Origin of the sequence: Vibrio panuliri (assembly GCF_009938205.1) — a bacterium.
GTDB lineage: Bacteria > Pseudomonadota > Gammaproteobacteria > Enterobacterales > Vibrionaceae > Vibrio > Vibrio panuliri.
In genome coordinates this window covers 646,952-660,188 of record NZ_AP019654.1, presented here as the reverse complement: position 1 = coordinate 660,188, position 13,237 = coordinate 646,952, and the positions used below count along the sequence as shown (strand labels likewise).

General features: G+C 45.9%; 12 protein-coding genes. 7 read left to right on the top strand and 5 right to left on the bottom strand.

Translation table 11 applies throughout. The features are described from left to right. Positions 1-17 precede the first annotated feature (17 nt). From GZK95_RS03045 to mltC, 3 genes are all read left to right on the top strand, one after another. Positions 18-1,001, top strand: coding sequence for a GGGtGRT protein (locus GZK95_RS03045; RefSeq protein ID WP_075710033.1), 984 nt, complete (start codon positions 18-20; stop codon positions 999-1,001). Positions 1,002-1,309: 308 nt separating this feature from the next. Continuing rightward, positions 1,310-2,341: a 2,3,4,5-tetrahydropyridine-2,6-dicarboxylate N-succinyltransferase gene (gene dapD, locus GZK95_RS03040; RefSeq protein WP_075715649.1), complete on the top strand. Its 1,032-nt coding sequence runs from the start codon at positions 1,310-1,312 to the stop codon at positions 2,339-2,341. Positions 2,342-2,480: 139 nt separating this feature from the next. After that, positions 2,481-3,590, top strand: a complete 1,110-nt coding sequence (mltC, locus tag GZK95_RS03035; protein WP_075715650.1) for a membrane-bound lytic murein transglycosylase MltC — start codon at positions 2,481-2,483, stop codon at positions 3,588-3,590. Positions 3,591-3,653: 63 nt separating this feature from the next. On the opposite strand, the gene GZK95_RS03030 is transcribed toward mltC, so the two are convergent. Beyond that, the gene (locus GZK95_RS03030) at positions 3,654-4,838 is read right to left on the bottom strand and encodes an NnrS family protein (protein WP_075715651.1); all 1,185 of its coding nucleotides are present in this window, start codon (positions 4,836-4,838) and stop codon (positions 3,654-3,656) included. 313 nt (positions 4,839-5,151) lie between these two features. Between GZK95_RS03030 and GZK95_RS03025 the strand changes: the two genes are divergently transcribed. The 3 genes from GZK95_RS03025 to GZK95_RS03015 all read left to right on the top strand — a co-directional run bounded on the left by GZK95_RS03025 (position 5,152) and on the right by GZK95_RS03015 (position 7,986). Beyond that, complete coding sequence (locus GZK95_RS03025) at positions 5,152-5,706, top strand: gamma-glutamylcyclotransferase family protein (protein ID WP_075715654.1); 555 nt, start codon at positions 5,152-5,154, stop codon at positions 5,704-5,706. Between the two features lie 124 nt (positions 5,707-5,830). Further along, positions 5,831-7,174, top strand: a complete 1,344-nt coding sequence (locus tag GZK95_RS03020; RefSeq protein WP_075715652.1) for an MATE family efflux transporter — start codon at positions 5,831-5,833, stop codon at positions 7,172-7,174. 146 nt (positions 7,175-7,320) lie between these two features. After that, positions 7,321-7,986 (top strand): hypothetical protein, encoded by a 666-nt coding sequence (locus GZK95_RS03015; RefSeq protein WP_075710023.1) that lies wholly within the window; start codon positions 7,321-7,323, stop codon positions 7,984-7,986. A 44-nt stretch (positions 7,987-8,030) separates the two neighbouring features. Here the strand turns inward: GZK95_RS03015 and GZK95_RS03010 are convergent, their stop codons facing one another. Beyond that, positions 8,031-8,972, bottom strand: coding sequence for a LysR family transcriptional regulator (locus tag GZK95_RS03010; protein ID WP_075715653.1), 942 nt, complete (start codon positions 8,970-8,972; stop codon positions 8,031-8,033). A gap of 99 nt (positions 8,973-9,071) precedes the next feature. On the opposite strand from GZK95_RS03010, the gene chrA reads away from it, so the two are divergent. Further along, positions 9,072-10,214 carry a chromate efflux transporter gene (gene chrA, locus GZK95_RS03005; protein ID WP_075710019.1) on the top strand — a complete coding sequence of 381 codons (1,143 nt, stop codon included), beginning with the start codon at positions 9,072-9,074 and terminating at the stop codon, positions 10,212-10,214. Between the two features lie 48 nt (positions 10,215-10,262). Here chrA and GZK95_RS03000 read toward each other — a convergent pair whose 3' ends face one another. The 3 genes from GZK95_RS03000 to GZK95_RS02990 are packed head-to-tail and all read right to left on the bottom strand — an operon-like array spanning position 10,263 to position 13,232. Then, positions 10,263-11,279: a tetratricopeptide repeat protein gene (locus GZK95_RS03000; protein ID WP_075710017.1), complete on the bottom strand. Its 1,017-nt coding sequence runs from the start codon at positions 11,277-11,279 to the stop codon at positions 10,263-10,265. 33 nt (positions 11,280-11,312) lie between these two features. Then, complete coding sequence (locus GZK95_RS02995; protein ID WP_075715300.1) at positions 11,313-12,260, bottom strand: type II secretion system F family protein; 948 nt, start codon at positions 12,258-12,260, stop codon at positions 11,313-11,315. Positions 12,261-12,263: 3 nt separating this feature from the next. Beyond that, positions 12,264-13,232, bottom strand: coding sequence for a type II secretion system F family protein (locus GZK95_RS02990; protein WP_075710013.1), 969 nt, complete (start codon positions 13,230-13,232; stop codon positions 12,264-12,266). Positions 13,233-13,237 lie beyond the last annotated feature (5 nt).

The following is a 13,237-nucleotide window of genomic DNA, read 5'->3' as shown; positions in this document are numbered from 1 at the left end:
ACCAGAGGATAGAGATCATGAACACAACAATGACTGAATCAGTACGTCGCACATTAGACGAAATGCAACTTTCTTCTCTGGAAGAGGCTTATCAATACTGTATGGATCGTGGTATCGACCCAAAAGCATTGGTGATGGACACTCAACCTATCGCGTTTGAGAGCGCAGCTGATGCTTATACACTGGGCACAGCATTGGCGATTTTCCGCGGTGCAAAAACAGCGGAAGCTGCAGCCAACATCATTGGTGAAGGTCTGCAAGCATGCACGAAAGCGGGCAGCGTGGCAGAGCAACGCCAAGTGGGTATCGGTCACGGTGCATTGGCGGCTCGTCTGTTAAATGAAGAAAGTGGCTGCTTTGCTTTTCTTGCCGGTCACGAGTCATTTGCCGCGGCAGAGGGCGCAATCAAAATCGCATTGAACGTCAATAAATCACGCAAAAATCCATTGAAAGTTATCTTGAATGGCTTGGGTAAAGACGCCGCTTACCTCATCTCACGCATTAATGGTTTCACTTACGTACGCACTCAATACAACTACCAAACTGGTGAGTTAGTGGAAGTAGAACGTCGCCGTTTCTCCCAAGGCCCACGTGGTGAGATCCTTTGTTACGGTGCTGATGATGTACGTGAAGGCGTGGCTATCATGCATAAAGAACAAGTAGACGTGAGCATCACAGGTAACTCAACCAACCCGACTCGCTTCCAACACCCTGTAGCAGGTATCTACAAAGCAGAACGTAACCGTGAAGGCATGCCTTATTTCTCTGTCGCATCAGGTGGTGGTACAGGCCGAACTCTTCACCCAGATAATGTCGCAGCTGGCCCTGCTTCGTATGGTATGACGGACACCATGGGTCGCATGCACGCAGATGCTCAGTTCGCAGGTAGCTCTTCAGTACCAGCGCACGTTGCCATGATGGGCTTTATCGGTATGGGTAACAATCCTATGGTGGGTGCAACGGTGGCTTTGGCTGTCGCAGTAGGCGAGCTAAGCCTTTGAGACACGGTATATAACCAAACCCAGTGTAGGGGGAGCGACTTCGGTCCTCCCCTTATTTTATTGCGGCAATAAGCCTTGCTTTCTTTGTGCTTATTTCGCTCGAAAACCTGTCAACATCGGGCTTTAGCGACACATTTCTCATCAGACAAACATATCGACAGAAAGACAAAAGGTATCCATCTACAGACTTTCTCTATTTCCCCTCTTTAAACTGCTCACCAGTCTCATTATGATGACTGTCAACAAATTCCAAGTTCTTGCCAGTGAAGCGGCGAGAAGCAAAAAGACTCAACACATGGAGATCAACTATGGCTTTCTTTTCTCTAGCCTTTGGTACAGCAACTAAAAACCGCGACGGCAAAATCATCGAAGCGTTTTTCCCAAACCCAGTGCTTAACCCTAGCGAAGATCTTGTTAACGCACTAGCAGCAGTAGCAGGTTACGAACAAGGCAACCAAGCTATCGAGATCTCTGCTGCACAAAGCGCAGAACTAGCAACAGTTTTCCAAGCAAACGGCGATGCAGCAAACGCATCTTTCGCAGCAAAAGCGGCAGAATCAGCACAACCGCTGGTACTGGTTATTCTTGCTAGTGACGAGCAGCCACAATCCGTTGCTGAAGGCTTCCTAAAACTGCAACTTATCTCTAACCGCCTAGTGAAGCCACACGGCACGGTACTCGACGGCATCTTCGGTCTACTGCACAACATCGCATGGACAAACGAAGGCCCTATCGATCTGCCAGAGCTGGCTGAGCGTCAAATCGAAGCGCGTCTTGCTGGCCGCGCCCTAAGCGTAGATTGCGTCGACAAGTTCCCTAAAATGGTGGACTACGTAGTACCAACAGGTGTGCGTATCGCTGACACTTCTCGCGTGCGTCTTGGCGCACACGTGGGTGAAGGCACAACGGTAATGCATGAAGGCTTCATCAACTTCAACGCGGGTACGACTGGCGTAAGCATGGTTGAAGGCCGTATCTCTGCGGGTGTTGTCGTTGGTAACGGTTCTGATATCGGTGGCGGTGCCTCTATCATGGGTACACTTTCTGGTGGTGGTAAAGTTGTGGTTTCTATCGGTGAGAACTCACTACTTGGCGCGAACGCTGGCCTTGGTTTCCCTATGGGCGACCGTTGTACTATCGAGTCGGGTCTATATGTCACTGCGGGTTCAAAAGTACGCATGCTTGACGCATCTGGCAACGAAGTTGAAATCGTGAAAGCTCGCGATCTTGCTAACGTATCTGATCTACTCTTCCGTCGTAACTCTGTGACTGGTCAAATTGAATGTTTGGCAAACAAGAGCGCGGTAGAGCTCAACGCAGAGCTGCACAAAAATAACTAATTGAGTGTTAGTTCCCTTAAAATCCCCGCCCTTGCTGGCGGGGATTTTTATTATCTCGATAAAAACAATTGATTATCTCTCCTCCCTCCTGCTCCTTATTATCAAGCCGCTAAACCTTGCCTAAGACTTCATCAATACAATGAAAAAACTGACTTATTTATTGCTTCTGCTACTGGGTGGTTGTTCACTTTCACCTGAGCAAGACACTTGCTATTGCCCTTCTACGCCACCGTCGGTTGTGACACCACCAGCGAACGCCAATCAAGAAAGTATCAACCAACTTCTTGCCTATGTGGCAAAGTTAGCCAAAGATCGCTGGGGTGAAGATGAGTTTGTTGAAGCTGGTAAGCACCGCTATGTAAAGTACCTCGATGGCTACAACACCCGCGCCCATATCGACTTTGATGCGGGCAAAATCTATGTATCAACCATCTCTCAGTATCAGCCAGAACAAAAGTTGCAGAAAGCCATCGTGCAGACGCTACTTATGCCTGCCGATCCTGCCCATGCTGAATTGTTTAGTGATAAAGAAGCTGTTTTACGTGGGAAACCTTTCTTACTTGGACAAGTATTGGACCATGATGGCAAACCCATAGAGTGGGAGTGGCGTGCCAACCGTTATGCCGACTATTTAATGGCAAACTCACTGCGCAGTAAGAGCATTAAACGTGGCAAGGCACTCTATGTGGAAATTACCATGGTCAGTGACCATCTGGAGCAACGGGAATACCAATACGCTGGGCTAATTCGTGACGCCGCTCGTCGTTACGGTTTGTCAGAAGATCTTATCTACTCGATTATCAAGACCGAAAGTAGCTTTAACCCATATGCGGTAAGCCATGCTGGCGCTTATGGCTTAATGCAGGTGATCCCAAAAACCGCTGGCGCGGATGTGTTTAACTTAGTAAAAAATAAACCCGGCATTCCAACTAAAGAATACCTCTTTGATCCTGCTAATAATATTGATACTGGTGCCGCTTATTTTTACATTTTGAAGAACCGATATTTACGTGAAGTAAAGAATCCAACTTCGATGCATTTCAGTATGATATCTGCCTACAACGGCGGGACGGGAAGAGTGCTATCCGCCTTTGATAGCGATCGCAAACGCGCCATGGTGAAACTGAACAACTCAAGCCCGAGGCAGGTTTACGACACGTTAACCACCAAACACCCGAAAGGGGAAGCGCGCCGATACTTGCAAAAAGTGCTCTACTTCCAGAAAGACTTCAATCTCGGCAATATTTAGACAAGGTTGTCACGGGATAAAACAAAGGCTTGGTGTTCACCAAGCCTTTTGCTTATCAGGTACTTAACCAGGGTGTCCGTCGACCCTTGGTGTTAGCAACATATAACCAAACTTCACTACAAATAGGGCAAAAGCGATCACCCATAACCCGCCGCTAATATCAATCATCAGCAACATATCGGCAGGGAACATGGCAACCCCAAAGCTACGAACTAACGCCGCTAACATCAAACTCGCAAATGCGAAAGCCATCTTAGGACCTTGATAAATCGCACGCCCAGTATGCCCCATTGTGACTCGAGCAATCATCGCCAAAATCAAACCGCTCAATGCACCGATGGCAAATAGATGAATCATATTGTGAGATGCGAAGGCATTTTGCCATAAACCACGCGCAAGCAAGCTCAGCGGAATACATAGATAGGCCGCATGAAGGGACCAAACCAACGGCTCTTTGAACGTTTTCCATGGCTGCCAACGTACAAAACGCACAGACTGAGCAACACCAGCAAATAGCATTATCCCTGCTCCCAACTGAGCCATCGCCAGCGGAAAAAAGCTTAAGATAAATAGCGCGACTAACGGTAGGTTTGCGGCCCACTCTAACCATAGAAGCGGTTGCGGTTTTTCAAAGTTGAAACGTCGCGCGGTAAAGAATGGGATAACGCGTCCACCCATAATCGACAACAACAAAGTGAACCACCATAGCATTGCTTGCCATACTGCCGAGGCTGAAAATGGCGGCATACCTTTCACACAAGCATAGCTGGCAAAGTTAGCGACAATCGCCAACAAAAACAAAGGCACAAAAAAGAGATTTCGGTAGCCTTTGGCTTTCACCACGCGCCAAGCCACTTCATAAGCGACAACAGCGAGAAACAAGGCATCAATAATTGAGATTAGCCAAAGTGGTGCGGGTGTCCAGAGCAACAAGCGAGGTGTCAACCAAAGCACCACTATGGCTAATAATCGATAACTTTTAGTGCCATTTATTCCTGTCCAGTTTTGTACTGCCGTTAATACAAAGCCAACCACAATCGCCATAGAAAAACCAAACAACATCTCATGAACATGCCACCATAGCGCAGGGACATTGAGGGTTTGCGGTTGACCATAGTGAAACATTGCGACCCAAACAGGAATCGCAATCAACGCATAGATTGCCCCCAGAAAGAAAAAAGGACGAAAACCAAGGCGTAAAATTGCAGGGATTTTTTCTTCAACCCGCTTATCAGTAATGTTGAGCACTATCAGACTCCAAAATATCGTTCTGAATCTTCTCTGCATTATTTGAGCCAAGTTTTAAAACCATTAAAATCAGCAATTTAAACAACAAAACCTTCAATAAAAGGTCATATTGACACTCACAATAAAGAGTCAATATGACCTTTTTAATTTATATTGACTTATCAGATGAAGAATTCAAAGCCTTGTGACTGAATTAGGCATCTCGAGGTTGGGGGGTATATAACACTCTGCAATAAGGTTGAACACAATGCACTTTGTCGAATGCGCAAATCTAAGTAGTATGAAACATCTTCGTTCAACCAATAGTAGCAATATGAATCAATATATCTTTGGCTATGGCAGCTTGATGAACTCTGCCTCTCGGCGCTTAACGGGGCAAACTTCCGCAGCGAGGCCTGCGGTCGCTCATGGGCTATGTCGCTATTGGGGAAAAGTCGATGAGAGTTATATCTTGGCACCATTAGTTGTGACACAGGGAGAGGGCTTAATCAATGGGGTTTTATTGCAGGTAGACGACGGCCAGTTGGTTGAGTTTGACCGACGCGAGCGTGGTTATCAGCGCATCCAGATTGGTCATCAAGACATTGACTGCCAACATCCTCTGTCTGAAACCGACCGCATCTGGATCTATGTGACTGAACAAGCCACACCACCTTGTGAGCTAAGCCCTATCGTACAAACCTATGTCGATACGGTACTGGCAGGTTGCTTGGAGATTTCTGAACAGTTTGCAGAGCAATTTATCCAACATACTATTGGTTGGCACCACCCGTTAGAGAATGATCGTCACCAACCTAAATATGGCAATCTTGCTGGCGTAACGGCGGAAAGCCGCCAAATCATTGATAAACTACTCGCAACCCGATAGCGCCCAACCACACGGCTGCCCTATTCGCGGCCGTTTTACCACTAAATAAGAAAACCTCTATACGCTCACTTTTTCGTCGATATAATAAGCCGCTTTTTCTTCCTTCTGCTGCTGAGCACTACCAATGTCTTCACTACCTAATGCAATTGATAAGCGCATGAGTATCCTCACGCTGACTTGGCCTTTATTCGTCGAAATTATGCTGCGAACTGCGATCAATACCAGTGATGTATTTATGCTCAGCAGTTACTCAGATAAAGCAGTATCAGCGGTTGGGGTGATCACGCAAATCTCTTTTTTCTTGATCATTATTTCTTCAATGGTAAGCAGTGGCACGGGTATTTTAATTGCGCAATATAACGGTTCTGAACGTCATCAAGAATCCTCCCATGTTGCGATTGCAAGTATCCTAATGTCAGCATTAGTTGGGGTGTTTTTGAGTCTGTTTGCTGTGACCGCAGCCTACTATTTGCTTCCCTACTATGGTTTAGAAAGCAAAGTTCAACACTATGCTCAAGAGTACTTGCTCATTAGTGGCTCGATGACATTTAACGTAACCATGGGGATCGTACTCACCACCATACTACGTAGCCATGGCTATTCGCGTGCTCCAATGGTGATTAACTTAATTGCGGGGGTGCTCAATATCGCGGGTAACTACATCGCGCTTTACCAACCCTTTGGCTTACCTGTCTTTGGCGTTCAAGGTGTGGCGATTTCGACCGTCACCAGCCAAGTACTGGGCACCCTGATGCTTTGTTATAAATTGCGCACAACAGATATTGAGCTCCCTTTTGCTCAATGGCGCGTTATTCCCAAAGTCATTTATCAACGCATTGTTCGTATTGGCATGATGAACGCGGGAGAAATGCTGTCATATAACCTCGCACAACTGACAATCATCTACTTTGTCGTTCAAATGGGCACCGCATCTCTGGCTGCATTTACTTATGCGCAAAACATCGCGCGTGTCTCTTTTGCCTTCGCTCTCGCGGTAGGACAAGGCAGCCAAATTCAAGCTGGCTATTTTATTGGTCGTGGTTGGGTAGATGCGATATTAAAACGTGTGCAAAAATACTTTGTAGTGGGTTTTCTCGTCACCAATATCGTTACGATCACCACCTATCTATTAAGCGATAGCATTATTCCACTCTTTACCGACCAAGCTGAAATTGCTGCGTTAACGGCCAGCCTAATCGCTGGTTCAATTTTGCTGGAAGCCGGGCGCGTGTTTAACCTTATTTTCATATCCGCCCTTAAAGCGGCTGGTGATATTCAGTTTCCAGTCAAAATGGGCATCTTGAGTATGTGGGGGCTTGGCGTGTTGTTCAGTTACCTACTTGGTGTGCATTGGGGTTATGGCGTTTTGGGAGCTTGGATCGCCATCGCCATGGATGAATGGTTCCGCGGTTTAATTATGGCCAGACGTTGGCGCAGCAAGATCTGGACACGTTATCAACTGACCTAAATCAGTTCGCTCAAACCCATATACTCATCATAGGCAACAGCATGACTGCATCAATTGCACAGCGTTCAATTAATGACAATCTTCTGACAATTGATAAATAAATAACCAATAAACTGGCCGTACATTATCCTATTTATATTGCTGCCATGAAAACAACAACCTATTCTCAGGATAAAACCCTGCGCGACGAATTTGCTTTGTCGCAATCAACCAAGAACATCATCCTTAAGCGCAGTCTGATGACTCTGATTGGTGTCGCAATCTGTTTGCTGGTCAACGTGGTTATGCGCGTTGATTACATTCTGCTGGGCAACACACTCGGTGAACTGTCTCTCACCGAAGGACTTGAGCAAGTGATGTTAATCATTGCTTCCGGCTCATTCTTTTACCTAGCGAGTCAACAGCCTAAACTGAAACACGCGGCGACATTAATTGCGGCTTTTTTCTTAGTCATGCTCATTCGTGAAAACGATGCGTTATTCGACTACATTGCCCACGGTTTTTGGCGCTACCCAGCCATGGCGGTCGCGTTCAGTGCAATTGCTTATGCCGTTCGCAACGGTAAACAAAGCCTGGACCAGTTAGCCGTTATTTTAAACAACCGCAACATGGGTATGCTACTACTCGGTATCGTTCTACTGTTGGTGTACTCACGCTTGTTTGGAATGGGGAATTTTTGGAAAGGGGTAATGCAAGAACACTATGTACGCGACGTCAAAAACATCGCTGAAGAAGGCACTGAACTGTTAGCCTACTGCATTATTGCCTTCTCATCATGTCGGTTAGCACGCTGCTTTAGAAAACAACACTAGAACACTGCCATTCGCGCTATCTGCACTTGCGATAGCGCGAATTTTTACTTGCTCCCCCGCCCCACGATCACCGTTTCTACCAACTCTCTCAGCCAACCATTTTTCTCTTCGCTAGCCCGACTAGTATGCCAAAGCATGGCAATATCGAAATCGGCGACGGGCACTGGTGGAGTAAAGGTGGTTAAAGTGTCATCAAAGCCAGCAGCATTAGCCATTTTCTCCGGAACAATGGCAATCAAGCGACGTTGTTTCAATAAATTACGTATGGTCAGGAAATTGCGCGATGCAACCGTGACATGACGCGTTAAGCCATGCTCTGCGAGTTTCTTATCTACTTGGGTAGCTAAGCTTCCATCTGGGCTCACAAGCGCTTGCTCAATGCCTGCAAATACCTCAAGCGTCAGTGATCCTTCCAAGTTTAAAACCTGACTATCAGCAAGACAGACGTGCTTTTCGGTATATAGGTATTGGCTATCAAACTCCTCATCAAGCGTTGGCATACTGCCAATCACAATATCCAATTTCTCTTGCTCAGTGATGCTGACATAGTTGCTGCGATTGACATTGATAAAACTCACCTGCGCGCGCGGGGCTTGGCGACGAATTTGATCATAAATAGCCGGCGCAAAAATAAACTCTGCGTAATCCGTCAAGCCAATACGGCACACTCCTGAGTAACTTTGTGGAGAAAAATGCTCTTTAGTCAACAAGTTGTGGGTTATTGAATCTAATAGCTGACCGACAATAGGAGCGATATGATGAGCATGCTCTGTGGGCTCCATTTTGTGCCCTTTGCGCACGAACAAAGGATCATCAAACAGTTGCCTTAACCGAGATAAACTATGGCTCATGGCAGACTGGCTGACAAAACTCTTTTCCGCTGCAATGCTAACGCTGCGATAACGATAAAGATAAGAGAATGTGACCAGCAAGTTTAAGTCGATATTACGCCATTGCAGATCGTTAGAGTTTGCCAAATTCACCATCCCATTTCATTCATAGATGAAATTAAATCTATTAATTTGAGTCATCATACTATTTTTTTTACTCTAACAGCAGTAAAGAACGATAAGGTTGTCATTCAGATGCTCTCGATATTTAAAACTTTTTTCTGGCTCGGTTGGATCAGCTTCGGTGGTCCTGCTGCGCATATCGGCTACTTTCGCCAAACTTTTGTAGAAAAACTCCAATGGCTGGATGATAGCGAGTACGCCCAAATAGTTGCGTTAAGCCAATTCCTACCGGGACCTGGTTCAAGCCAAGTGGGTTTTGCCCTTGGCTACAAACGCGGAGGGCTAACAGGTGCCTGCGCCGCTTTCATCGGTTTCACTCTTCCCTCGGTTCTGATCATGGTGCTACTGGCGGTAGTCTCGAGTCAGCTAACCGAAACCACCGCCTTTCAAAGCATAGTGCACGGATTAAAACTCCTAGCCGTAGTGGTAGTTGCGGATGCAACGTGGGGAATGTACAAAAACTTTTGTAAAAACACCCTCTCAGTTAGCTTATGTTTAGTCACCGCTATCGCTTTGTTGACGATACCAAGCATTGCGACACAAATGGTGGTATTGGTGATCGCCGCAGTCATTGGGGCAAGATACCTCAAAGGAGATGCGCCACTTGAATCGAAAGCATTCACTCCAACCATTTTGCCGTTGGCTCTATTTGCCATCATTCTATTGGGCTTGCCTTTGATTGCGCACCTTACGCCAACGCTTGGCTTGTTTAACGACTTTTTCCAAGCGGGTAGTTTGGTGTTCGGTGGCGGTCACGTTGTCCTACCGCTGTTACAAAACATTGTAGGCGACCAACTGAGCCAAGATGCTTTTTTGACTGGTTATGCCGCAGCGCAAGCAGTGCCAGGGCCGATGTTTACCTTTGCCACGTATATCGGGTATGAACTACAACCCAATGCACCAATTGCTGGCGCATTGGTAGCAACCATTGCCGTGTTCCTACCCGGTTTCTTGTTGCTACTTGGCGTACTTAAAAACTGGCAATCACTCGCACAAAAACCCCAAGTTGCTGGCGCGGTCAGTGGAGTGAATGCGGCAGTAGTAGGTTTGCTGGTATCGGCGCTCTACCAACCCGTGTTCACCAGTGCAGTCATCAACCCTATTGATGTCGCCTTAATTCTGGTCGGGTTCTATCTAATGAAACAGCTTAAACTGCCAATCATTTGGATGGTATTGACCTTTATTCTCGCTGGATTGGCGATGGGAATGATTTAGTGGAATGAGCCATTAACAAAGAGACGCACCATGCGTCTCTTTATCGTTTTATTGGATAGTAATGCTTGATCCTGATGCCCCCTGTCTCACCATAGAAAGCGCTCGCTCAAGATTCTTGTTTGCAACTTCATAGTAGGTGGGGTTCTTATCAATCGCTTGCTGAAGGTATGGAATAGCTTGTTCAGCCTTGCCCTGTAAAATCAAAAAGTAGCCGACATTATTAAGTGCTTCCGGTGGCGATAAATGACGACTGAACACATTCAACGCCTGACGAACCTGACCTTGTGACAAATAAACCAACGCTAAGTTATTTAGTGCTTTCTCATTGTCATTGTCTCGATTGAGCGCTGCTTTTGTGTAGACCATCGCTTTGGCATAGTCCTGAGACATGTAATAGGAGTAACCAAGATTGATAATCGCATCCAGGTTGTTGTTGTTAATTTCAATCGCATCAACAAATAACGATTGAGCCAACTCATGTTCACCTTTCACATCGTAGAGCACACCCAATCCATTGTATGCACCATCAGGAGACATACTGTCATATTCCAACTTTGCTATTCGCTCGGTTGAAATCGTCTCTTGGGTAAGATCCGGTGTGAGTTTCAAACGAATGAGATCCGCATTGATTGCTTTGATAAAGTAACTCATCCCTTCATCTGTTCGACCACTGCGACTATACAAAGCGCCCAACTCTTCTAGTGCACCAACATTGTCTGGATTCTCTTGTAGTGAGGCTTTAAACGCTCTTTCAGCCAACACGAGATCTGGCTTAGTTTGATGAATCTTACCGACGGTATACAGCGTCTTATCTTTGTGTTTGGCATTTGAAAATGTCAGTGAGCGTAAATATTCATAGAGCGCAAGATCGATATCTTTATTGGCTAGCGCCATATCGCCTCGTGCTAACGCTTCCTCTTCACTTTTCGGAGGTTCGGCACTAGTCAAACTCTCTACAGGCTTACCTGCATATAACGAGGTATCAAAATCATCGTTTGAGTTTGAGGACGCACACCCTGCTAATAAGGCAACCGCTAACGCAATCGCTGATGTTCTAATCCACATAATCATCCCTACCTTATGTTTGATTGTATTCGGTTAATTGTTGGCAAACGCATCCATTAACGAAATTAACGCTGGCCCTATCGCGACAATAAAGAAACATGGCCATATAAACATCACCATTGGAAACATCATTTTGACGGGAATTTTGGCGGCTTTCTCTTCCGCAGCTTGATAACGCTTGTCACGGTAGTCTTCGGTATATTCACGTAACGATTGCACGAGACTACCACCAATTCGCGAAGCATGACTCAACATGCTAACTAAGCCACTAATCTCATCAATCCCCGTTCTCACCACCAACTCTCGTAAGGCCTCTGGCATGGTTTTACCTGCTTGAATCTTGACACAAACCGTATCAAGTTCATCAGCCAGTTCAGGATGTGAAATCACTAACTCATCCGCCACCCGACGCAACGCCGCATTAAAACCAAGACCCGACTCCGTACATACCACGAGCAAGTCGAGCATATCCGGTACCCCTGCACGGATCAGAGCTTGGCGTTTTTTCACCATTCGGCTCAACAGATAGTCAGGTATAAACAGACCGCCACCCACAGATAAACAAATATAGACATACACATACTTAGAATCGGGTAGCGAAAAATAAATTAATACCGCAATCAGTAAGCCGATAATCGTGGTCACAAACTTGAGTGAGTAGAACAGCGTCAGTGAGTTATTCTGATGAAAGCCAGCATGCATCAGATGATGTCGAGTTGTTTGACGCTCTTTCTCATTTTTGGGTGACATTATGGGAGCAGCAAATGACTCCAAAGTGTCCACCATTTTACTGCTGTTCGCCGCGCCCTCTTTGTGATCACCAGATAGCTCCATTAAACGACGACGGAGGGGCGAATTTATACCGATCACAATCGAACCAACCGTAAGTACCACCAACATCGTAGTGACCAGCACCAAAATCATAATGACGGTTTCTTGATTGAGGCTTAAACCATTAATCCAATCGAATAAATCATCCATATGCTATACCTCAATATTAACGATCTTCCGAATCCATAACGTACCAATCGCAAGCGCTATCATGCCGACGCCAACCATCTTTAACCCTCGAGGATCAGAATGAAGCACTTGAATATATTCAGGATTAATTAGGTAGATGATGGCGTACAAACCAAATGGAGCGAGTACCAGTACCCATGCAGACATACGCGACTCGGCCGAGATCGTCTTTATTTTTCGCGAGAGTTTAAAGCGCGCTCGCAGGATTTGAGAAAGTTTGTCTAAGTTTTCCGTTAAGTTACCGCCGGTCTCTTTTTGCAGCAGCACCGCACTAGAAAAAGCCAACATGGAGATTGTTGGTGAACGCTCTGACATTTGCATAATGGCAAGGCGCAAATCATATCCGTAGTTAAGTAAGTTATAGGTGTTCAGGAACTCTGGCCCAAGCGGTGCGGGCATTTCCTTGCCCACTTCATAAAAGGCGTGGTTGAGAGGCTGCCCTGCTTGCAACACGCGCTTAATAATATCGAGCGCTTCAGGCAACTGTTCTTCAAATTTTTGTAGCCGATCGTTGATCATCTTCTGAATCACAAAGTACTCAACCACCCAAATCACAAACATCACACCGATGCTGAGATACCAGATCTGATTAAGAAGCAGCAATACCAGAAGAAACGCCACACCTACTAGAAAAGAGAGAAAGAGGAACTTACTAAAGCTAGTGCGAATACCAGCAAGATCGAGTTTCTTTTTCACGCTTTCAAAAAATGAGAACTGAATTAACCATTTCTCCAGCGGATTAAGATCTCGTAAAGCATTCTCTCGCAAAAGATTGATACTTTCCGCATCAATGTGCTTGTGGCTCTCACGCAGCCTCTTCATCAACTGCTTATGTCGTACTTTTTTACCCACCGAAGGGAGAATCAACGCTTGGCTAATCAAAAAGACCGAAAGAAAGAGCAAGATGAAAAACAGCGGCATTTGACTCTGCATAATCG

What these genes read in the sequence shown, in the direction of transcription:
- mltC (WP_075715650.1), top strand. Translation starts at nt 2,481, where the DNA reads ATGAAAAAACTGACTTATTTATTGCTTCTGCTACTGGGTGGTTGTTCA.
- GZK95_RS03045 (WP_075710033.1), top strand. Translation starts at nt 18, where the DNA reads ATGAACACAACAATGACTGAATCAGTACGTCGCACATTAGACGAAATG.
- GZK95_RS03020 (WP_075715652.1), top strand. Translation starts at nt 5,831, where the DNA reads ATGTCTTCACTACCTAATGCAATTGATAAGCGCATGAGTATCCTCACG.
- GZK95_RS02995 (WP_075715300.1), bottom strand. Translation starts at nt 12,260, where the DNA reads ATGGATGATTTATTCGATTGGATTAATGGTTTAAGCCTCAATCAAGAA.
- dapD (WP_075715649.1), top strand. Translation starts at nt 1,310, where the DNA reads ATGGCTTTCTTTTCTCTAGCCTTTGGTACAGCAACTAAAAACCGCGAC.
- GZK95_RS03025 (WP_075715654.1), top strand. Translation starts at nt 5,152, where the DNA reads ATGAATCAATATATCTTTGGCTATGGCAGCTTGATGAACTCTGCCTCT.
- GZK95_RS03015 (WP_075710023.1), top strand. Translation starts at nt 7,321, where the DNA reads ATGAAAACAACAACCTATTCTCAGGATAAAACCCTGCGCGACGAATTT.
- chrA (WP_075710019.1), top strand. Translation starts at nt 9,072, where the DNA reads ATGCTCTCGATATTTAAAACTTTTTTCTGGCTCGGTTGGATCAGCTTC.
- GZK95_RS03000 (WP_075710017.1), bottom strand. Translation starts at nt 11,279, where the DNA reads ATGTGGATTAGAACATCAGCGATTGCGTTAGCGGTTGCCTTATTAGCA.
- GZK95_RS02990 (WP_075710013.1), bottom strand. Translation starts at nt 13,232, where the DNA reads ATGCAGAGTCAAATGCCGCTGTTTTTCATCTTGCTCTTTCTTTCGGTC.
- GZK95_RS03010 (WP_075715653.1), bottom strand. Translation starts at nt 8,972, where the DNA reads ATGGTGAATTTGGCAAACTCTAACGATCTGCAATGGCGTAATATCGAC.